At 72.6% G+C, this 20,187-nt stretch carries 16 protein-coding genes; 6 read left to right on the top strand and 10 right to left on the bottom strand.

Translation table 11 applies throughout. The annotated features are described in order from the left end of the window. Positions 1–18 precede the first annotated feature (18 nt). Both typA and ACRWND_RS27610 read right to left on the bottom strand, forming a co-directional pair. Positions 19–1,914 carry a translational GTPase TypA gene (typA, locus tag ACRWND_RS27615; protein ID WP_431954125.1) on the bottom strand — a complete coding sequence of 632 codons (1,896 nt, stop codon included), beginning with the start codon at positions 1,912–1,914 and terminating at the stop codon, positions 19–21. Between the two features lie 743 nt (positions 1,915–2,657). Next, positions 2,658–4,421 (bottom strand): ABC transporter family substrate-binding protein, encoded by a 1,764-nt coding sequence (locus ACRWND_RS27610; RefSeq protein WP_431954123.1) that lies wholly within the window; start codon positions 4,419–4,421, stop codon positions 2,658–2,660. A gap of 355 nt (positions 4,422–4,776) precedes the next feature. Between ACRWND_RS27610 and ACRWND_RS27605 the strand changes: the two genes are divergently transcribed. Genes ACRWND_RS27605 through ACRWND_RS27590 form a run of 4 tightly spaced genes read left to right on the top strand, consistent with a single transcriptional unit; the run spans position 4,777 to position 8,648 of the window. Further along, a complete protein-coding gene (locus ACRWND_RS27605) occupies positions 4,777–5,070 on the top strand; it encodes a hypothetical protein (RefSeq protein ID WP_431954121.1) in 294 nt (97 codons plus the stop codon). Positions 5,071–5,080: 10 nt separating this feature from the next. Continuing rightward, positions 5,081–5,926 (top strand): hypothetical protein, encoded by an 846-nt coding sequence (locus ACRWND_RS27600; protein WP_431954119.1) that lies wholly within the window; start codon positions 5,081–5,083, stop codon positions 5,924–5,926. Continuing rightward, positions 5,926–7,884, top strand: a complete 1,959-nt coding sequence (locus ACRWND_RS27595; protein WP_431954117.1) for a fumarate reductase/succinate dehydrogenase flavoprotein subunit — start codon at positions 5,926–5,928, stop codon at positions 7,882–7,884. Before ACRWND_RS27600 ends, ACRWND_RS27595 begins: the two co-directional genes overlap by 1 nt. Beyond that, positions 7,881–8,648, top strand: a complete 768-nt coding sequence (locus tag ACRWND_RS27590; protein ID WP_431954115.1) for a succinate dehydrogenase/fumarate reductase iron-sulfur subunit — start codon at positions 7,881–7,883, stop codon at positions 8,646–8,648. Before ACRWND_RS27595 ends, ACRWND_RS27590 begins: the two co-directional genes overlap by 4 nt. A 64-nt stretch (positions 8,649–8,712) precedes the next feature. On the opposite strand, the gene ACRWND_RS27585 is transcribed toward ACRWND_RS27590, so the two are convergent. Further along, positions 8,713–11,259, bottom strand: coding sequence for a SpoIIE family protein phosphatase (locus ACRWND_RS27585; RefSeq protein WP_431954113.1), 2,547 nt, complete (start codon positions 11,257–11,259; stop codon positions 8,713–8,715). Between the two features lie 369 nt (positions 11,260–11,628). Here ACRWND_RS27585 and ACRWND_RS27580 point away from each other — a divergent pair, with 369 nt between their 5' ends. Then, entirely contained in the window at positions 11,629–12,477 is an 849-nt protein-coding gene (locus ACRWND_RS27580) for a hypothetical protein (RefSeq protein WP_431954111.1), read from the top strand. Between the two features lie 66 nt (positions 12,478–12,543). Here ACRWND_RS27580 and ACRWND_RS27575 read toward each other — a convergent pair whose 3' ends face one another. From ACRWND_RS27575 to ACRWND_RS27545, 7 genes are all read right to left on the bottom strand, one after another. Beyond that, positions 12,544–12,960: a (deoxy)nucleoside triphosphate pyrophosphohydrolase gene (locus ACRWND_RS27575; RefSeq protein ID WP_431954109.1), complete on the bottom strand. Its 417-nt coding sequence runs from the start codon at positions 12,958–12,960 to the stop codon at positions 12,544–12,546. Positions 12,961–12,987: 27 nt separating this feature from the next. Further along, entirely contained in the window at positions 12,988–13,155 is a 168-nt protein-coding gene (locus ACRWND_RS27570) for an SPOR domain-containing protein (protein WP_431954107.1), read from the bottom strand. Next, entirely contained in the window at positions 13,152–13,589 is a 438-nt protein-coding gene (locus tag ACRWND_RS27565; protein WP_431954105.1) for an RpiB/LacA/LacB family sugar-phosphate isomerase, read from the bottom strand. The genes ACRWND_RS27570 and ACRWND_RS27565 overlap by 4 nt, the downstream gene beginning before the upstream one ends. 280 nt (positions 13,590–13,869) lie before the next feature. Then, complete coding sequence (locus tag ACRWND_RS27560; RefSeq protein WP_431954103.1) at positions 13,870–14,625, bottom strand: GntR family transcriptional regulator; 756 nt, start codon at positions 14,623–14,625, stop codon at positions 13,870–13,872. A gap of 88 nt (positions 14,626–14,713) precedes the next feature. Then, positions 14,714–16,000: a M14 family zinc carboxypeptidase gene (locus ACRWND_RS27555; protein WP_431954101.1), complete on the bottom strand. Its 1,287-nt coding sequence runs from the start codon at positions 15,998–16,000 to the stop codon at positions 14,714–14,716. Positions 16,001–16,234: 234 nt separating this feature from the next. Further along, positions 16,235–17,242 (bottom strand): LAETG motif-containing sortase-dependent surface protein, encoded by a 1,008-nt coding sequence (locus tag ACRWND_RS27550; RefSeq protein ID WP_431954099.1) that lies wholly within the window; start codon positions 17,240–17,242, stop codon positions 16,235–16,237. A gap of 293 nt (positions 17,243–17,535) precedes the next feature. Then, the gene (locus tag ACRWND_RS27545; protein WP_431954097.1) at positions 17,536–18,606 is read right to left on the bottom strand and encodes a DUF4190 domain-containing protein; all 1,071 of its coding nucleotides are present in this window, start codon (positions 18,604–18,606) and stop codon (positions 17,536–17,538) included. A 729-nt stretch (positions 18,607–19,335) separates the two neighbouring features. On the opposite strand from ACRWND_RS27545, the gene ACRWND_RS27540 reads away from it, so the two are divergent. After that, entirely contained in the window at positions 19,336–20,121 is a 786-nt protein-coding gene (locus ACRWND_RS27540; protein ID WP_431954095.1) for an acyltransferase, read from the top strand. Positions 20,122–20,187: the final 66 nt, after the last annotated feature.

Genomic DNA, 20,187 nt, shown 5'->3' with positions numbered 1-20,187 from the left:
CCGTCGTCGTGACCTGCCTCAGCGCTTGGCGCGGGACGCGGCGCGGCCGCGCTCCTTCTGGTCCAGGACGACCTTGCGGATGCGGACGGTCTCCGGGGTCACCTCGACGCACTCGTCGTCGCGGCAGAACTCCAGGGACTGCTCCAGGGAGAGCTTGCGCGGCGGGACGATCGCCTCGAACGAGTCGGCCGACGAGGACCGCATGTTCGTGAGCTTCTTCTCCTTGGTGATGTTGACGTCCATGTCGTCGGCGCGCGAGTTCTCGCCGACGATCATGCCCTCGTACACCTCGGTGCCCGGCTCCACGAAGAGCACGCCCCGCTCCTGCAGGTTCGTCATCGCGAAGGCCGTCACGGCACCGGCACGGTCGGCGACCAGGGAGCCGTTGTTGCGGGTCACCAAGGGGCCGAACCACGGCTCGTGGCCCTCGTGGATGGAGTGGGCGATGCCCGTGCCGCGGGTGCCGGTCAGGAACTCGGTACGGAAGCCGATCAGACCGCGGGACGGCACGATGAACTCCATGCGGACCCAGCCGGAGCCGTGGTTGGACATGTTGTCCATCCGGCCCTTGCGGGTGCCCATGAGCTGCGTCACGGCGCCCATGTGCTCCTCGGGCACGTCGATGGTGATGCGCTCGACCGGCTCGTGGACCTTGCCGTCGACCTCGCGGGTGACCACCTGCGGCTTGCCGACGGTCAGCTCGAAGCCCTCCCGGCGCATCGTCTCGACCAGGATGGCCAGCGCCAGCTCACCGCGGCCCTGCACCTCCCAGGTGTCGGGGCGCTCGGTCGGCAGCACGCGGAGGCTGACGTTGCCGATCAGCTCGCGCTCCAGGCGGTCCTTGACCAGGCGGGCGGTGACCTTGCGGTCCTTGACCGCCGACTTGTCGGCGCCCTTGCCGCCGGGGCCACGGCCCACCAGCGGCGAGGTGTTCGCACCGATGGTCATGGAGATCGCCGGCTCGTCCACCGTGATCAGCGGCAGCGCGATCGGGTTCTCCGGGTCGGCCAGCGTCTCGCCGATGGTGATGTCGGCGATGCCGGCGACGGCGCAGATGTCGCCCGGGCCGGCCTTCTCCGCGGGCTTCCGGGTGAGCGCCTCGGTCATCATCAGCTCGGTGATGCGGACGTTCTGGACCGAACCGTCGCGCTTCATCCACGCGACGGTCTGGCCCTTCTTGAGCTCGCCCTGCTCGACGCGGAGCAGCGCGATGCGGCCGAGGAAGTTGTCGGCGTCGAGGTTGGTCACGTGCGCCTGCAGCGGCGCGCTCTCGTCGTACGACGGGGCCGGGACGTGCTCCAGCAGCGTGGAGAAGAAGGGCTCGAGGTTGTCGCTGTCGGCCGGGACGGTGCCGTCCTCCGGCTTGGTGAGCGAGGCCACGCCGTCACGCGCGCAGGCGTAGACGATCGGGAACTCGATCTGCTCCTCGGTGGCGTCCAGGTCCAGGAAGAGGTCGTAGGCCTCGTTGACGACCTCGTCGATCCGGGAGTCCGGGCGGTCGGTCTTGTTGATGCAGAGGATGACCGGCAGCTTCGCGGCCAGCGCCTTGCGCAGCACGAAGCGGGTCTGCGGCAGCGGGCCCTCGGAGGCGTCCACGAGCAGCACGACCGCGTCGACCATCGACAGACCGCGCTCGACCTCGCCACCGAAGTCGGCGTGGCCGGGGGTGTCGATGATGTTGATCGTGATCGGCTCGCCGCCGTCCTTGGGGTGGTACTTCACCGCGGTGTTCTTGGCGAGAATGGTGATGCCCTTCTCGCGCTCCAGGTCGTTGGAGTCCATCACGCGGTCGTCCACGTGCTGGTGGGCCGCGAAGGCTCCGGCCTGCTTGAGCATGGCGTCGACCAACGTCGTCTTCCCGTGGTCGACGTGGGCGACGATGGCGACATTACGAATGTCGTTGCGCGTGGGCATACTGCGGCGCTTCTCCCGGGTTGGTGGGTGTGGCGGCATACCCTCGTCGGCACACCTGCCGCCGGGCGAGTCGAGCCACGGCCTCACCCCATGGTACGGGGCGCGGGCGGCAGCGACCGCCCGGGCATGATCGGTTCCGTTCTCGCCCCGCTCACGCGGGGGGCGTGTGCGGAACCGGTTCCGCCCGGAGGTCGAGGCCGAGCGCCTGCGCCAGGCGCTCGAGCACGGGCGGCGTCGCTGCGGCGACCCGCTCCTCGGAGCGGGTCGCGGCGGCCTGGATAAGAGGTCGCGCGGATAGGCGGGGTGGAGAAAGGAGCGGGTCGAGGGCCGAGCCGGGCAAGGCGGAGAAGAGAGACGCAGCGGAGCTGCGGCGACCGACGACAACGCCGCCAGGCGAGAGCCATCGACCCGCGACGCCGGCCCGCCTGTCCGCGCGGCCTCCAAGGCCCTGCCGTTCGCCGTCTGCCGCCGCGCAGAGCGCGTGCGGCGTGCCCCGGCGAGCGTGATGTGCAGCCGTCGACAGAGCCGGACCCAGGGCGCCCGGGGTGACCTGGCGGGCCGAGGAACGGTGACGGGGTGGGGTGGGTGGTCTCGGGGTGGATCTCGACCTTCCCCCTCGCCGCCCGGGGCGTGGCCCTCCTCATCGGAACGCGCGACCACCCCCGAGCCACGGCGCCGGCGCCGTGGCTCGGGGGTGGCCCTCTGGAGGAGGGGCCGAGCGGTCGCTCACCCGGAGGGGGAGGTCACTTCTTGAAGCCGATGTCCTGGAAGCGCGGCGTCGCGAAGCCGAAGGCCCCCGCGTTGCGCACGTCCTTGCGCAACGCGATCAGCTCGGGGCGCTGGTAGAGGGGGATGGAGCCGGCGGCCGCCCAGAGGCGGGCGTCGGCGCGGTCGGTCAGGTCGCGGGCCTTGTCCGGGTCGAGTTCGCCGGCGGCCTGGTCGAAGAGCTGGTCGATGAGGTCCGTGCCGACCCGAGGATAGTTCTGCTCGACGACCAGGGAGCCGTCGGGCCCCGGCTCGGGCTTGGCGAAGATCGGACGGGTGTCGGTCGCCGGGAAGGGCGTGCCGGGCCAGCCGTAGAGGGCGAGGTCGAAGTCCCCGGCGGCGACGTGGTCGCGGAAGAAGCTGTCGTCGGCGACCCGCTTCATCTCGGTGCGCACGCCGATGCCGGAGAGCATGGTCGCGATGCGGTCGCCGACCGTGTTCAGCGTCGCCGAGGACTTGGGGAGGACGAAGCGCAGCGTCAGTGCCTTGCCGTCCTTGCGCAGCACCGTCCTGGCCGGTTCGACGACGCTGACCTCGACCTTGTGCGCGGGCGCCGCCTGGTTGGGCGCCGCGGCCCCGGCACGCTTGGCGGCGGCCTTCTCCGGCCCGGGGTCCGGGGCCGTGCGTCGCCAGCCCGCTGCGGCGAGCAGGGCGCGGGCGGCCTTCGTGTCGGCCGTGCCGAGGGCCGAGCTGTGGTCGGCGTAGCCGGCCTGGGTGAGCAGCAGCAGGTGGTTGCCGAGCGGCTCGTCGGGCAGGCCGAGCGGCCCCAGCACCGCCTTGGCGATGGCCTGGCGGTCCACCGCGCGGGCCACGGCGTGCCGCACCTCGTCCTCGGCCAGCGGCCCGGTGGAGCCGTTGAGCGCGAGCTGGGTGTAGGAGGCGGCGCGCGTGCGGTAGACGGCCACATGCCTGCCGGTCACGTCCCGGTCGACCTCGGCCACGTCCAGCGCGCCGGAGGCCAGGTCGGCGGCCCGCTGCTGCGGGGGCGTGGCGGTCAGCAGCAGCTCGGACAGCTTGGCTCGGTCGCCCCACCACTTGGCGTTGCGGACCAGCCTGACGGTCTTGCCGCTCGCGCTGCGTACCGCGAACGGCCCCCCGGACACCGGCAGCGTGCTGCGCGCCCCCTCGTTGAAGGACTTGGCGGTGCCGGTGACGTCCTTGGGGTAGAGCGGGGTGAACAGCGACTGCCAGTCCGCGTACCGCTTCGCGAAGGTGACCTTCACCTCGTGGGCGTCCTTGCCCTTCGTCACGGAGGAGATCCGGTCGTACCCGGCGTTGCGCGCGCTCCAGTAGGCGTCGTCGGTGCCGCGCAGCGCCTTCCACTGGGCGGTGAAGTCGGCGGCGCCGATCGGGCGGCCGTCGCTCCAGACCGCCTTGGGGTTGAGCCGGTAGGACACGACCTGCTGCGGCTCGGTGCGCACCACCTTCGCCGACCGCAGCAGATCGGTGTCCAGGTGGGGACGGCCCTTGCCGTCGAGCCGGAAGGCGGCCGGCAGCGCGGCCCCGGCGACCAGGGTGGTGGCCTCGTTCGCCCCGGCCTGGAACGCGTTCAGGGTGGCAGGGGCCGCGTCCACGGCCCAGCGCAGGGTGCCTCCGTCGCGTACCGCCTCCCGGGGCGCCGAGGCGAGGTCGGTCCCGGCGAGCGGGTCGTCCTTGCCGGCGGTGCACCCGGCGGAGGAGGCGACCACGGCGGCGAGTGCCACGGCGGTCGCGGAGCGGATCAAGGTGGCGCTGCGGGCCATGCGTGCGTACCTCCGCGAGGGGGGCCATGATCACGGGGCGGTCTATTTGCCGCTTATCGCACCTACTGAAAGCCATTCCGCGAGCCGCGGGCCCTCGACACGTCGCGCGGCCGCCGCCCTCCCACCCACCCGGCGCAACGCCTCCGCGGGCTCCCGCCCCGGACGCCGGGGCGCCGTCCTCGCACGGGCGCGCGGCCTTCGGGGGATTCACGCGCCACGGCGCGTCCGCGCCGGGCGCGCTTCACCCGCAGGTGGGAGAATCCGTGCAGATCCCTTCCCAAGCGCGACTGTGACGCGCGACACTCGCTTGGCGCCAGCGTCATGCACCCGCAACGTGGCGGAGGTGAGGACAGCCATGTCCCTGCAGGACGACCTTGCATCGGTACAGCGCCGCCTCGACGAACTGGGCCGGGCCGTGGCCAGGCTGGAGCAGCGCGTCGGCGACAGCCTGGACATGAGGCGGGTGCGCGCCGACACCAAGCACCTCAGCGACGACCTCGCGCTGCTGCGCGACAGCGTCGCCACCTCCCCTCTCGGGCAGCCGTCGCGCCCCGAGACGGTGACGATCCCCGATACGCCGTACGACCCCAGTCTCTGGTCCGGCGCGGAGGACGAAGGGCTGGGGGCGCCGGACCGCCGAGCGCCCTAGGGAGTAGTCCTTGGCCACCGACACACAACCCCCCGCTCCACCGACCCCACCCGCGCCGGCGGCGCGCCGCGGGGTGCGTTCCGCCGGACGCGCCGCCATCGCGGCACGGCACCTGCGCACCGACCGCTGGTGGCTGCAGCCCCTGCTGACCGCGCTGGGCCTCGGCGCCTTCGTCGTCTACTCGACCTGGCGGGCCTTCTCGAACGCGTACTACTTCGCCGAGCCGTACGTCTCGCCGTTCTACTCGCCCTGCCTGGGCTCTACGTGCGTGGACATGCCGCTCGGCGCCCGCTGGCCGCTCTTCGGCGACTGGTGGGGCCTGTCCCCCGCCCTGCTGGTGCTGGTCTTCCCGCTGGGATTCCGGCTGACCTGCTACTACTACCGCAAGGCGTACTACCGCGGCTTCTGGGCCTCGCCGCCCGCCTGCGCGGTGGCCGAGCCGCACGAGAAGTACACCGGTGAGACGCGGTTCCCGCTGGTCCTGCAGAACATCCACCGGTACTTCTTCTACTTCGCCATCCCGGTCGCGGCGATCCTGACCTACGACGTGGTGCTCGCCTTCCGGGACGAGCAGGGGGCCTGGGGCCACATGGGACTGGGCACGCTGGTGCTGGTGGTGAACATCGCCTTGATCTGGGCGTACACCGTCTCCTGCCACTCCTGCCGGCACGTCGTCGGCGGGCGGCTGCGGCACTTCTCCCGGCACCCGGTGCGGTACCGCATGTGGACCTGGGTGGGGAAGCTCAACGCCCACCACATGCTGCTGGCCTGGCTGTCGCTGGCGAGCGTCGCGCTCGCCGATCTCTATGTCTACCTGGTCGCCAGTGGGGCGTTCGACGATCCGAGGTTCTTCTGATGGCACAAGTCGAACGGCACGCGTACGACGTCGTCGTGGTCGGCGCGGGCGGGGCGGGGCTGCGCGCCGCCGTCGCGGCGCGCGAGCAGGACATGCGTACCGCCGTGATCTGCAAGTCGCTCTTCGGCAAGGCGCACACCGTGATGGCCGAGGGCGGCATCGCCGCGAGCATGGCCAACGTCAATCCGCACGACAACTGGCAGGTCCACTTCCGCGACACCATGCGCGGCGGGAAGTTCCTCAACCAGTGGCGGATGGCCGAGTTGCACGCCCGGGAGGCGCCGGAGCGGGTCTGGGAGCTGGAGACCTGGGGCGCGCTCTTCGACCGCACGAAGGACGGGAGGATCTCCCAGCGCAACTTCGGCGGCCATGAGTACCCGCGCCTGGCGCACGTCGGCGACCGCACGGGCCTGGAGCTGATCCGCACCCTCCAGCAGAAGATCGTCTCGCTGCAGCAGGAGGACCACCGCGAGTACGGGGACCACGAGGCCCGGCTGAAGGTCTTCCAGGAGTGCACGGTCACCCGGGTGCTCACGCAGGAGGACGCGGGCGGCGAGGCGGGATCGCCCTCCGGCCCGGGGTCCGGGGGGAAGGTCTGCGGCGTCTTCGGCTACGTCCGCGAGTCGGGGCGCTTCTTCGTCATCGAGGCGCCGGCCGTGGTGCTGGCGACCGGTGGCATCGGCAAGTCCTTCAAGGTGACGTCGAACTCCTGGGAGTACACCGGCGACGGGCACGCGCTGGCGCTGCTGGCCGGGGCGCCGCTGGTCAACATGGAGTTCGTGCAGTTCCACCCGACGGGCATGGTCTGGCCGCCGTCGGTGAAGGGCATCCTGGTCACCGAGTCGGTCCGCGGCGACGGCGGGGTGCTGCGCAACTCCGAGGGCAAGCGGTTCATGTTCGACTACGTCCCGGACGTCTTCAAGGAGAAGTACGCGCAGAGCGAGGACGAGGGCGACCGCTGGTACGAGGACCCGGACAACAACCGCCGGCCGCCGGAGCTGCTCCCCCGCGACGAGGTGGCCCGCGCGATCAACTCCGAGGTGAAGGCCGGCCGCGGCTCCCCCCACGGCGGGGTGTTCCTCGATGTGTCGAGCAGGCTGCCCGCCGAGGTCATCCGGCGCAAACTGCCGTCGATGCACCACCAGTTCAAGGAGCTGGCGGACGTCGACATCACCGCCGAGGCCATGGAGGTCGGCCCCACCTGCCACTACGTGATGGGCGGTGTCGACGTCGACCCGGACACGGCCGCGGCGACCGGGGTCCCCGGGCTATTCGCGGCGGGCGAGGTGGCCGGCGGCATGCACGGCTCCAACCGCCTGGGCGGCAACTCGCTCTCCGACCTGCTGGTCTTCGGGCGCCGGGCGGGACTGTACGCGGCCGAGTACGCCGCCGCGCTCGGCGGCACGCGCCCGGCCGTCGCGCAGTCCCAGGTCGACGCTGCCGCCGCGGAGGCGCTGCGGCCGTTCAGCGCGGAGGCCGGGGCCGTGCCGGACGGGGCTGCGGAGAACCCCTACACGCTCCATCAGGAGCTGCAGCAGACGATGAACGACCTGGTCGGCATCATCCGCCGGCAGAGCGAGATGGAGGAGGCGCTGACCCGGCTGGACGCGCTGCGGCTACGGGCCCGGCGGGCCGGGGTCGAGGGCCACCGGCAGTTCAACCCGGGCTGGCATCTGGCCCTCGACCTGCGCAACATGCTGCTGGTGAGCGAGTGCGTGGCCCGGGCGGCGCTGGAGCGCACGGAGTCGCGGGGCGGCCACACCCGGGAGGACTACCCGGAGATGGACCGCCGCTGGCGCAAGCTCAACCTGGTCTGCCGGCTCTCCGACCCGGCGGACGCGTTCGGCGAGGTGTCGGTCGCCCGGCGGGAGACGCAGCCGATCCGGCCCGACCTGCTCGCGCTGTTCGAGAAGGACGAGTTGCTGAAGTACCTGACGGACGAGGAGCTGGACCGGTGAGCACGTACACGGCGCACTTCAGGGTCTGGCGCGGCGACGCGGACGGCGGCGGGCTCCAGGACTACCGGGTCGAGGTCAACGACGGTGAGGTCGTCCTCGACATCATCCACCGGCTGCAGGCCACCCAGGCGGGCGACCTGGCCGTGAGGTGGAACTGCAAGGCCGGCAAGTGCGGTTCGTGCAGCGCCGAGGTCAACGGCAGGCCGCGGCTGATGTGCATGACCCGCATGTCGGTCTTCGACCGGGACGAGACCGTCACGGTCACGCCGATGCGGACCTTCCCCGTGGTGCGGGACCTGGTGACGGACGTGTCCTTCAACTACGAGAAGGCGCGGGAGGTGCCGTCCTTCGTGCCGCCCGAGGGCGTGGCGCCGGGCGAGTACCGGATGTTCCAGGAGGACGTGGAGCGCTCGCAGGAGTTCCGCAAGTGCATCGAGTGCTTCCTGTGCCAGGACACCTGCCACGTCGTCCGCGACCACGAGGAGAACAAGAAGGCCTTCGCCGGTCCGCGCTTCCTGATGCGTGTGGCGGAGCTGGACATGCATCCGCTGGACGCGGCGCAGGAGCAGGGCCTGGACCGCAAGCGGGCGGCCCAGGACGAGCACGGCCTCGGCTACTGCAACATCACCAAGTGCTGCACCGAGGTGTGCCCCGAGCACATCAAGATCACCGACAACGCGCTCATCCCGCTCAAGGAACGCGTGGTGGACCGCGCGTACGACCCGCTGGTCTGGCTCGGCAGCAGGATCCGGCGCAGGCGCTGACCCGGCGCACGCTCCCCCCGCGTGCTCCTCACCGGTGGAGGCGCTGCCCGGAGGGCTCGCCGCGTCAGAAGAGGCTGAGCAGCGCCTCCACCATGTCCTCGCCCGCGCCGCCCCCGCCTTCCGAGGGCAGGTCCAGTTCGAACCAGACGGTCTTGCCGCGGTGGGTGCGGCGGGACCCCCAGCGGGTGCTGAGCAGGGAGACGAGTTGGAGCCCGCGGCCGCCCTCGTCGGTGGCGCGGGCGCGGCGGCGGCGCGGCTGGACGAGGGCGTCGTCCCAGACCTCGCAGACCAGGGTGCGGTCGCGCAGCAGGCGCAGCCGGATGTCGCCCTGGCCGTGCCGCAGGGCATTGGTGACCAGTTCGCTCACGAGCAGTTCGGTGGTGTCGACCAGCGCCGCCAGATCCCAGGAGAGCAGGCAGTCGCGGGCCAGTTCGCGGGCGAGGGCCACCGAGCGGGGGTTGGGCTCCAGCGTCCAGTCCCCGACGGAGTCGGCGGGCAGGCCGTGGACGCGGGCCATGAGCAGGGCGATGTCGTCCTCGCCGTGGGCGGTGTCGAGCCGGGCGAGTATGTGGTCGCAGACGTCCTCCAGCGGCCGCTGGGGTTCGTCGAGTGCGGCCCGGAAGGCGCGCAGGCCATCGTCGAGCGAATGGTTGCGGGACTCGACGAGGCCGTCGGTGTAGAGGGCGAGCAGGGCGCCGTCCGGCAGGTCGACCTCGACCTCCTCGAAGGGCTCGCCGCCGACGCCCAGCGGCATCCCCGTCGGCACCTCCAGCATCATGGCCTGTTCGCCGGGCTCGACGAGGACCGGCGGCAGGTGGCCGGCGTTGGCGATGGTCACCCGCCGGGTGATGGCGTCGTAGACGGCGTACACACAGGTGGCGAGGTAGACCTCGGACAGGTCCGACCCGTCAGCCTCCTTGCCGCGCCGGCTGCCGCGCTCGTCGCCGCTGCCGCCGAGGCCGCGAGCGACCTCGTCGAGGGCGGAGAGCACGTCGGCCGGCTCGATGTCCAGCAGCGCCAGGGTGCGCACCGCGGTGCGCAGTTCGCCCATGGCGACGGCGGCACGCAGACCGCGGCCCATGACGTCGCCGACGACGAGCGCGGTGCGGTGGCCGGGGAGTTCGATGACGTCGAACCAGTCGCCGCCGACCTCGGTCTCCATGTTGCCCGGCAGGTAGCGGCAGGCGATGTCGAGTCCGGCCGCCTCGGGGTTGCCGGGCGGGAGCAGGCTGCGCTGCAGGATGAGGGCGCGTTCGTGCTCGCGCCGGTAGAGCCGGGCGTTGTCGATGAAGACCGCGGCGCGTGCGGCGAGTTCCTCGGCGAGCATCCGGTCGCGCTCGGAGAACGGCTCGCTGCCCTTGGCCCGGGCGAACTGGACCAGGCCCAGCACGGTGTCGCGCGCGACGACGGGCACGGCGAGGGTGGACTGCACCAGGCTGCCGCCGAGTTCCCCGACCTCCGCATCCGGGTCGCCTCCGTCGGCGCCTATCACCTGGGTCTGGGCGGTGCGTAGAGCGCTCGCCCAGGGCGAGTTGAAGGGGTAGCGGTGGACGGCGCCCACCGAGACGGGACCGTCCGCCTGTCCGCCGTCCAGCAGGGCGACGGGCGCGTCCGAGACAGCGCTGGCGAAGGCGACCCGGCGGACCTCGCCGCTGCCGTCGGCCGTCCCGACCGGGCCCTCCTCGCCGACCAGGAGCGCCTGGTAGAGGTCGACCGAGGCCAGGTCGCAGAAGTGGGGCACGGCGACGTCGAGCAGTTCGCGGGCGGTGGTCTCCAGATCCAGGGAGCTGCCGATACGCCGGCTGGCCTCGTTGAGCAGGGCGAGGTTGCGGCGGGTGTGGGCCGCCTCCCGCTCCGCGCGCTGGCGCCCGGTGACGTCCTGCGCGAGGCCGGCGACGCCGATGGGGCGTCCGCTGCCGCTGTGCAGCCGGTACAGGGAGATCGCCCAGCGCCTGCGGTTGTTGGTGCCGGAACCCGAGGGGACGGTGCCGACGATCGTCATGTCCAGGACGGGATCGCCGCTGTCCAGCACCTGCTTGAGCGCGGCGGTGAGCCGGTCGGCCTCGACGCGGGAGAGGAAGTCGTAGGCGGTGCGGCCCCGGTGGTCGCCGGTGCCGCGGCCGAAGACGGTGACGAACCGCTGGTTGACGCGGAGCAGCTTGAGGTTGGTGTCGAAGAGGACGAAGCCCATCGGCGACTGGCCGAACACAGCCTGCGAGGAGGCCAGATCGGTCTCGATCTGGCGCAGGACGCCGGCGTCCACGGCGATGCACTGCGCCCCGCGTGCTCCGCTCTCGGTCCGCGAGGGCATGACGTAGACCTCGGCCAGGCCCTCCTGTCCGGCCTTGTCGCGGTACGGGACGGTGCCGATCCACTCGCGGCCGTCGAGGATCTGCGCGATCCGCTCGTGCGCCCGGGTGCGCCGGTCCTCGGGGACGAAGGCGGTGATCGGGTCCTGGCCGAGCGCCTCGGACGCGGGGACGCCGAAGAACTCCTCGGCGCGCTCGCTCCACTGCTCGATCCGGCCGTCGGGGCCGAGGGAGAACGAGGCCACCCGGATGTAGTCGTAGAGGGAGCCGGGCGGGCTGGACTGCCAGGTGCTCGGTGTCATGGCCCCAGCGCTCCGGGGCCCGGAAACCCCCGACGGCTCATCGCTCACGCCCGACCCCTCCAGCTCACACATACGGACCGGCTGGTGCCGAGTATCCAGCATTACCCCCGCTCCGCACATGCACTTGTCGATCACAGCATCATCTCGAGGCGCACGGATTCTGCCGTCGCCCCACTTCAACTACCCTGCTCCGACCCGTCGAACCACACATGGCCGGTCAACCGGGCGCCTCCGCGGAGCCGGTGGGAGCGGCGGACGGCGTCCGCCCGGCCCGCGGCGTCCGGTGGACGACGCCGCGGCACACGCCCCCCGCGATCGGTGGCCGTCTGCGCCGGTGCGCCACCGATGGGGCACACATAAGGTCACGGGGTGAGCAGTGCAATCAACCCATGGGGACTGGAATCTCTCGCAGGCTTCCCGTTCCCGGTTTCCGTGAGTCCCGGGGGCGCCGCGCGCGGGCGCCAGGTCGCCGAGCGCGCCGCGCGGACGGTCGAATGGCTCGGCCGCCACGTCAGCATGCCCGAGACCCCGCCCCTGTTCGTGGTCGGTCCCGACGACTGGGACAAGGTGGCGAGCATCCCCCTGTACGGCATGCCCCACGTGAGCAGTGAACGTGTCGTCGTCGGTCAGCAGCCCGCGCCCTTCTGGGACGCCGTGACCGACGCGTTCACCCCTCTTGTGGGCCCCCAGGGCCTCGAGCGGCTGCACGCGGTGTACGGGGATCCGCTCGATCTGGGCGGCTTCGCCGACCTCCTGGTGTCACACGAGCTCAGTCACCTCGCCCACGGCGTCGACGACGGGCCCGAGGGACCCGTGACCTTCTGGCTGCGGGAACTCGCCGCAAACCTCGGGCTGCAGGGCTACGTCAGCGAGGTCGAGCCGGCGGAGGCGGCGCGGCTGGAGACCATCTTCGACATCACCTGGGCGGCGGCGCCGCACAGCCACTGGCCGGTGACCGACCTGGCGCGCATGGCGGATTCGCTGGAGGGCGACGGGTCGAACTACGTCTGGTTCGAGTTCGGTCTGCAGGTCCTCGCCAAGCGCCTGTGGCAGACCGCGGGCGCCGCGGCCTTCCGGAACGTCGTCAGCGCACTGCTCGGCCCCGCCGTGGACTTCGGACAGGTGGTGGACCTGCTGGAAAACCTCGACCCGGACGTGGCGCGTGCCGTCCGGGACTGGCCCCACTTCCCGCCCGGGATCCGACCGGCGTCACGGTGACGGCGGGGCGGGTCGCCCCGGGGGCAGGACCCGCGGGGGCCGACAGGCCGTCAGGCCGTCAGGCCGTCAGGCCGACGCGGAACCCTCCGCCGCCCGAGCCGCCGCCCAGGCCACCGCGGGACGGTCCTGGTCCAGCCAGTCGACCTCCTCGACCCGGTCCGCGGTGAGCCAGCGCAGCTCGTCATGATCCTGCAGCGGCCGCGGCTCCCCGGAGAGGATGCGGGCGGTCCACACCTGCAGCACATAGCCGCGCCCCAGCGGCCATTCGCCGGGGACCCGCTCCAGCGCCTCGGCCTCGACTCCCAGTTCCTCGTGGAGCTCACGGGTCAGCGCCTGCGGCGCCGTCTCCCCGGGCTCGAGCTTCCCGCCGGGCAGCTCCCAACGCCCCGCCAGCTCCGGCGGCGCGCTGCGCCGGGCCGCGAGCAGCCGGCCCCGGTCGATCACGGCCGCGCCGACCACCACCGTCACGTCGTGCGTCGTCATGGGCGGCACCCTATCCGGGGCGGATGGCTACGACACGCGCCGGTCGATCCGCTCGACGAGGTAGAGCTGCCGGTGGCCGCGGGCGTCGAGGGTGTCGGCGACGCGTTCGGCCTCCTGCCGGGTGGCGTAGCGGCCGACCCGGTAGCGGTTGCCGTTGTCGTCCTGGCGTATGACCACCCAGACCAGTTCGCTCATCGGATCTCCTCCAGGTGTGCCACGTTGGCCCGGTCGTCGTCCTCACCGCTCGGGGCGCCGGCGAACCAGGCGTCGAGGATCTCCCGGAGCAGGGGCTCACTGGTCAGACGCAGGCTCAGGGCGAGGGCGTTGGCGTCGTTCCACTTGCGGGCGCCGTCCGCGGAGTACGCGTCGACGCAGAGCGCGGCGCGGACGCCGGGCACCTTGTTGGCGGCGATGGAGGCCCCCGTGCCCGTCCAGCAGCACACGACGGCCTGGTCGGCGCGGCCCTCCGCGAGGTCCCGGGCGGCGTTCTCCGCACTCCAGGCCCAGTCCTTGCGGTCGCCGGCGCGCAGGGCGCCGTAGGCGGTCACGGTGTGGCCGCGGCGACGCAGTTCGTCGACGACCAGCCGCGCAACCGGCTCGTCCATGTCCGAGGAAACGGCGATGCGCATATGCCGGAGCCTACGCCGTAACGTGACGCGCCGGACACGTTCGGGAAGTATTCGACTCGATCGAGCCATGTTCGATTCCGAGTTGACCCATACGGGGCGCTTGTCCGCGCCCCTGGCGCAACGGTGTGCGCCGCGGCACCGCCCCGGCCGCCCGCGCGCCCTCCGTGCGCCGGCGGCATCCGGCCGACCGGCCGACCCCGGCGCGCGAGGGGCGCCGCCCGGACCCGGCGTGCGGCTCAGCCGGCCCGCCCCGAAGACGCCGCCGGGCCTCCGGGAGACGTCACTTCACGGGCATCCGGTACGAGACCCGGTAGCGGTCGGCCGGGATGACGATGTCCGCGGTCTCGACGGGCAGCCCTGACGCGTAGTACGTACGCCGGATCTCGATGACGACATGCCCGGGCACCCCGCCCAGCACCGCCGTCTCCTCCGCCAGCCCCGGCCGCGCGCCGACGTCCTCGGCCACGTTGTCGACGACGATGTCGAGGGCGGCCATGCGCTCCACCACTCCCTGGCCCGCCAGCGGGCCCTCCTCCGGCAGCAGCACGGGCGAGCGGCCGGTCACCGACAGCGGCTCCCAGGAGGTGGCGAGCATCATCGGCTCGCCCTCCGTCCGGTAGAGGTAGCGCGTGCGCATCACGCGGTCGCCGGGCTTGATGCCGAGGCGCTCGGCGACAGGCGCGGTCGCCGTGTCCTGGAAGCTGTTCGACTCCCAGGTGCCCTTGAAGCTCTCGTCCGCCTGCTCCTGCCGGAAGGGCGTCGCCTGGCCGCTGCCCGGCCGGTAGCCCGTACGTACGACCATCCGCGGGTCGGGGCGCTCGCGCACATACGTTCCGGAGCCGGACCGGCCTTCGACGAAGCCCTCGGCCATCAGCACCTTGCGGGCCTCGAGGGCGACGGTGTCCGAGACCCCGTACTCGGCGCGGATGCGGGCCTGCGAGGGCAGGCGGGTGTGCGGAGGGAGGCTGCCGTCCAGGATCTTCCTGCGGAGATCCTCGGCGACGCGCAGGTACGCGGGCTGCTCACCGAAAGGCACGTGCCCCTCCCTCTGGTTGACTGTGTGCAACAGCTTGACAACTCAGGGTTGCCACCCGCAAGCCTTCCGCAAGGCTTTACCCGTCGCGTCACCCGGGTAGCAGATCGAACGCCGCGAGCACCGCTCCGGCGTGCTGCTCCACCTGGTGCCGCACCGGTATCCAGCGGGCCCGGTGCGCCGTCTCGTACGCCTCGCACCAGTCCGCGACCAGCCGCTCCAGCACGTCCCGCGGCCCCGCGAGCCGGACGGGCGGGGCCTGTACTCCGCGCACCGCCCGGAGCAGCATCGCGGCGGCGCGCAGCGGCAGTCGCTGCGCGTAGATCTCGACGCTGCCGACCCGGGCCCTGGTCATCGCGGGCAGGGGCGGCGCGGCCGCCGTGCGCAGCGCCGGATCCCAGTCCGCGGCGAGCGCCGGGGCGACCGCGACGATCTCCCGCGCGGCGCGCAGCAGCGGCCCGTCGTCGCCCGGCAGATACGGCCGCACCTCCCCGATGAGCCCGCCGACCAGCAGGCTGGCGCGGCGCAGCCTCTCCCCCGCCGCACGCAGCGCGGCGTCCGCGCCCGGGTGGGGCGAGGTGTCGGCTGCGCGGTCGCAGGCCCACATCGGCACCTCGGCGATCGCCGTCGTCCCGCCGTACCGGTGGGCGTACGTCCAGGTGGAGTGCGAGGCGTCCTCGCGCGGCCCGCCGGGTGGCGGCAGGACGTACACCCCGGGGCCGGGGCTCGGCCAGTGGAAGGCGTCGGAGGCGCCGGCCTCCAGGGGGATGTCGAGCTCGGCGGCGGACTTGGCGATCCGCTCCGCGAGCCGCGGGATGTCCCGGGTGACCTGGACGAAGGTGCCGCCCACGTCGACGCCGTGCAGCGAGCACTGCAGCACCGGCCGCAGTTCGTCGATGACCCCGATCAGCGCGCGGGTCTCGGGCAGCGCCCCGTCCAGCGTCCCGTCGTCCGGCAGCCACTCGGGCTGCTCCGCGGCGCGCGGGCGGAAGAAGTGCCGGTAGTGGCCCAGCATCGTGAACCGGCCCTCGGGAACGGCCTCGTTGAGCCGGGCGCCGTCCGGGTCCGCGCAGAGCAGGAAGTGCCAGGCGGCGTCGGCGGCGTCGCGCAGCACCGGGTCCGCGGCGATCCGCCGGGCCAGCAGCAGCGCGGTGGCGCCGCCGACCATCTCGTTGGCGTGCGGGCCGGCCACCACCAGGACATTGCGCGAGCCGTGCCCGACCGAGAGCAGCAGCAGCGGCTCCCCCGCCCGGGACAGGCCCACCGTCCGCAGCCGGCAGACCTCGGGCCGCCGGAGCGCCAGGGCCCTGGCCGCCGCGGCGACCTCGTCCACGGTCGGGTAGCGCTCGCCGACGGCGGTGTCCCCAGGAGATGTCATGCGGCCCCCCGCGTCGCTCCCTACGGTCAGGTGGGAATTGTTCCAATCCGCGCGGAGCTTGGGCTAGGCCCCATATGGCCCTTTCGTCATACGCCCGTCGTCATACGGCCCCGTCGCCTAGGGGGACGTCGGCGGGTGCGGGGACCCGGCACGCGGCGGGGCGGCTGTCCGGCCCGGCATGACGGAGGGGTACGGCCGCCGGTGCGGCCGTACCCCTCCTGCGGTCGGCGCGTGTCAGTGCCGGGCGACGGCCTTGCGGCGACGCGTGGCGACGACCACGCCGCCACCTGCGGCCAGCAGCACGGCCGCGGCGGCCGCGAGCATGCCCACGTTGCTGCTACCGGTCTCGGCGAGGTCGCCCGAGCCGCCGCCCGGGGACTGCGAGGTCGCGGCCTCGACGGACTCGGACGGCGCGGTGGAGGCCGACGCGGACGCGGAGACCGGAGCCGACGCCGAAGCCGACGCCGAGGCCGGCGCCGAGGCGGTGGCCGAGGGGGTCTCGGTCGCGGCGGGGGTGGTCTCCTCGCCCGCGGGGGCGGTCGGGGTGGTCTCACCGCCGGCGGGGGTGGTCTCCTCGCCCGCGGGGGCGGTCGGGGTGGAGGAGGCGGGGGCCGACGGGACGACCTGCGTGGTGCAGTCCTTCGTGCCGCCGTTCCACCAGGCGATCTTCTTGTCGCCGATGACGGCGTGGTTCGGGCCCTCGGGCAGGGGGCCGTGCTCGTAGCCGTCGCCTGCGTCCAGGACGCCGTCGTACTTCTTGTTGCCGTAGTAGAGGTCGACCTGCGCGAAGCAGGTGGCGTCCGGCACGGCCACGTCGAGGGTGTCGGTGCCCTTGTCGATCTTCACGGTGTCCCAGTCGTGGAACACCTGCTTGCCGGAGGTCTGGAAGGTGGGACCGTGCGTGCGGTAGGTGGCGAGGGACACGGTGCAGGACGAGGAGCCGCGCGCGACCCGGACCTTGACGTGGACCTTGCCGTCCTCGCCGGGCTTGAGGTTGACGTCGTCGACCTTGACCGACGAGTACCACGTCGTGCCGTCGAGCGAGAACTCGCAGAGGTCGGTGGAGGTCTTGACGCCCCCGCCGTGGCCGGGCGTGTAGCCGTGGTGGCCACCGTGGTCCCAGCCCTTGCCGCCCGGGCAGTCGCCGGCCCAGGCGGAGGTGGCGCCCACGGCGGTCAGGGCGACGGCCGCGGCGCTCACGCCCAGCAGTCGTCCGACGGTGACACGTCGGGATATGGACATGCAGAACCCAATCTGGCGTTGCGTGGCCCGGCGTTCGCGGCTGACGGCGGCTCTCCCCGTACGTGAGCAGGCCGAGGCGTCACCGGGCGAGTGGTCGAAGTGCACACCGGGCTCGTCGGCCGCAGTGGCACCACGCATCGTCGTGGCTCTGTCAATGGGCTGTCAACCTGGGGCGGTGCAAAGGATGGTGAACACCACCCGCTCCTCGGCACCGCGGTCGCCGCCCCTGCTCCCGGCCGCGCGCGGGCGCCCGCTCCGCCCCCGACCCGCCGCCGTCGGGGAGTCCGGGCGGATCACGCCGAACGGTCCGCCGCCGCTACCGTCGTGGCCAGACCCAGCGCCGCGCGTGCCCTGACCGCCTCCTCGTGGCCGCTGTGCGCGGCCGCCGCCTCGAGGTGCTCGTAGTAGGCGTCCGCGTCCTTCGCGGCAGCGGCCACGGCCCACTGCGCACGGGCCTTCCCGGCCTCCGCCACGAGCGCGGCCACCGGTTTCCCGGCGCCTTCCGGCCAGTGGTGGGCCTCAAGTGCCCTGGCCTCCGCGGCGAGGGCCACCGTGACCTCGCCGGCCCACTGCCGGTAGCCCTCGAGGTCGTCCTCGACATACTCCGCCGCGGGCTCCCCGGACATGGCCTCGTTGATGACGTCGGCGGCCTCGAGGTAGGCGACCTGGTGCTCGTCGAGCGTGCTCGCGTCCTGCCGCAGCGAACCCTGAAGCGTGCCCTGCTCCTTGCCGAGGACGCAGATCGCCTCACGGCGTCCCAGCTTCCAGGCATCACGGCCCGGGGCGTAGAAGTACACCGTGACGCCCGCCGGCACCGCCCAGCCGTCCATGGCGTAGCCGTCGGCAAGCCGCTCGCAGCGCTCCTCCACCCGCGCCCTGAGCGCCGCCTCGCCCGGGTAGCCCCCGCGCACGGGCAGCCGGAACACCCCGGCCACCTCTCCGGTGTGCCGCTGGGCGCAGGGCACGGTGTCCACGTCGTCGTCCGCGCCGTCCAGGCCGCCGCCGGGGATGTCGAAGCAGTCGCCCCGGCGCAGTGAGAAGGCGCCGCCGTCCCGCGCGCCCTCCGCGACGATCTTCTTGAAGCCCTCGACGAAGCCGGGGCCGGCGCCGGCCGGCACGAGTGCGTACAGCATCGTGCCGACGGCCGACAGCACCAGCCCGCTCACGGCCATGCGCTTGCCGCGCGCGCCCGTTCGCTTGATCTGCACCAGCGCGATCGCTCCCAGCACCGTTCCGACCACCGGCAGCATGCACAGCAGCCCGGTCACCAGCGCGGCCACGGCGAACCCGTTCAGGGGCGCGCGCCGAGCCGCGGGCGGCGACTTTGGCTGGAGGGCGTACGGGGGAGACAGCGGGGGCTGCACGGAAGGCTCCTGGAGGGACAGGCGGACACGACGAACGGCCGCGCGAATATATCCCGCTCCCCGCCAGCCGCCGTCGGCGGCCGCTTCCGCGGTGTCCCGGGCGGACGCGGCCGCCGGCCGGGCCGCGCCGGTCCGTCCCGGCGGGACGGCGGGACGGCGGGACGGCGGGACGGCGGGACGGCGGGACGGCGCTTCCCGCGCCCGGCCGCCGTGACGCACCTCTCGTCCGCCGTGCCGACGCGTCGCGCGCGTTCAGGCATCCCGTTCGCGCCTCGGGAAATACCGAAACCGGAAATTCGGCACAGGACCGGCAGGCGCAATTGCGCAGTGGCCGGCGACCATCCCGGCAAGGGGTGCGGAACCTCATTCCCTCCGGCCCGGCCCGCATTTCCGGAACGCGGGTCCCCCACAGTGGACCGCGCCACGGCGCCGCGCCATACGGCGCCCCGCCACCCCGTGATTTCTCCCGGGCGGCGCCAGGGAGGTCGGCCCGCTGCGCCCCGGCTACGCTCAGGTATGCTGACCCGTCCGCCGCAGCGTCGAGCGCACTGTTGCCCGCGGCGGTTTCCGCGGCTCCTGCCCGCCGCCGTACGGCGCCCAATTCCCGCTGATGACGCGCCGTTCGTCGCGCGGAGTCATCGGATACCTTAAGCGCACCACGCATGTCGAACGGAGGTACAAGGGGTTGGTCAGGCCCTGACCCGGTCGGGGGCACACCCCTTACACAGGATGCTGCAACTCCACAAACTCGAGCGTTACAAGGACGACCAGGGAAACGAGATCGTCTTCGACGGCGAGCCCATCGAGACGAAGATCGACATCCGGTTCAAGGGGTCGAACAACAAACTCGTCATCGACCCGAAGGCGGACATCAAGGACCTGCTCGTCACGTTCTCGGGAGACAACGGCCTGATAGAGATCGGGGCCACCACGAAGAAGCGTGCGGGTCTCCGCTTCGAGCTGCGCTGCGGGCACGAGTCCCGGATCTGGATCGGCGAGAACGTCGGATGCGCCGGCCGCGCCTTCATATCCGCCGTCGAGGGCGTGTCGGTGACGATCGGCGCCGACGTCATGTTCGCCAAGAACATCGAGGTGCGCGGCGACGACACCCACCCGATCTTCGACGTGCGCACCGAGAAGCGCGTGAACCCGTCCCAGTCGATCGTCGTGGGCGAGCACGTCTGGATCGCCAAGCACGCGGTCGTCATGGGCGGCGTCACCATCGGCAACGGCTCGGTCATCGGCTTCCGCAGCATCGTCACCTCGAAGATCCCGAACAACTGCGTCGCGGTCGGCGCACCGGCGCGCGTGGTGCGGCGCGACATCGCCTGGGAGCGCCCCGAGGTCGTGCCGCGCAAGCCGAACGAGAAGTACCCGCGCAAGGGTGAGAAGTCCCCGCAGTACTGGAACCTCACCGATGACTCGGGGAGCCCGAAGAGCCCGGTGGTGCGGCCGCTGCCCGTCAAGGGTCCGCGGCAGCTGGCCCGGAAGATCGTGCGCCGCCTGCGGGGCTGACGACCACCGGACGGGTGCGGGCGCAGACGCACCCGCACCGCCCGTGGCCGTGAACGAAAGAGGGCG

This window comes from Actinacidiphila sp. bgisy167 (genome assembly GCF_965342175.1).
Lineage (GTDB): Bacteria > Actinomycetota > Actinomycetes > Streptomycetales > Streptomycetaceae > Actinacidiphila.
This window is presented reverse-complemented; position numbering and strand designations above follow the sequence as displayed.

Excerpts from the sequence above, each read along its gene's own strand:
- typA (WP_431954125.1), bottom strand. The coding sequence starts at position 1,914 with ATGCCCACGCGCAACGACATTCGTAATGTCGCCATCGTCGCCCACGTC.
- ACRWND_RS27610 (WP_431954123.1), bottom strand. The coding sequence starts at position 4,421 with ATGGCCCGCAGCGCCACCTTGATCCGCTCCGCGACCGCCGTGGCACTC.
- ACRWND_RS27605 (WP_431954121.1), top strand. The coding sequence starts at position 4,777 with ATGTCCCTGCAGGACGACCTTGCATCGGTACAGCGCCGCCTCGACGAA.
- ACRWND_RS27595 (WP_431954117.1), top strand. The coding sequence starts at position 5,926 with ATGGCACAAGTCGAACGGCACGCGTACGACGTCGTCGTGGTCGGCGCG.
- ACRWND_RS27585 (WP_431954113.1), bottom strand. The coding sequence starts at position 11,259 with ATGACACCGAGCACCTGGCAGTCCAGCCCGCCCGGCTCCCTCTACGAC.
- ACRWND_RS27575 (WP_431954109.1), bottom strand. The coding sequence starts at position 12,960 with ATGACGACGCACGACGTGACGGTGGTGGTCGGCGCGGCCGTGATCGAC.
- ACRWND_RS27570 (WP_431954107.1), bottom strand. The coding sequence starts at position 13,155 with ATGAGCGAACTGGTCTGGGTGGTCATACGCCAGGACGACAACGGCAAC.
- ACRWND_RS27565 (WP_431954105.1), bottom strand. The coding sequence starts at position 13,589 with ATGCGCATCGCCGTTTCCTCGGACATGGACGAGCCGGTTGCGCGGCTG.
- ACRWND_RS27555 (WP_431954101.1), bottom strand. The coding sequence starts at position 16,000 with ATGACATCTCCTGGGGACACCGCCGTCGGCGAGCGCTACCCGACCGTG.
- ACRWND_RS27550 (WP_431954099.1), bottom strand. The coding sequence starts at position 17,242 with ATGTCCATATCCCGACGTGTCACCGTCGGACGACTGCTGGGCGTGAGC.
- ACRWND_RS27540 (WP_431954095.1), top strand. The coding sequence starts at position 19,336 with ATGCTGCAACTCCACAAACTCGAGCGTTACAAGGACGACCAGGGAAAC.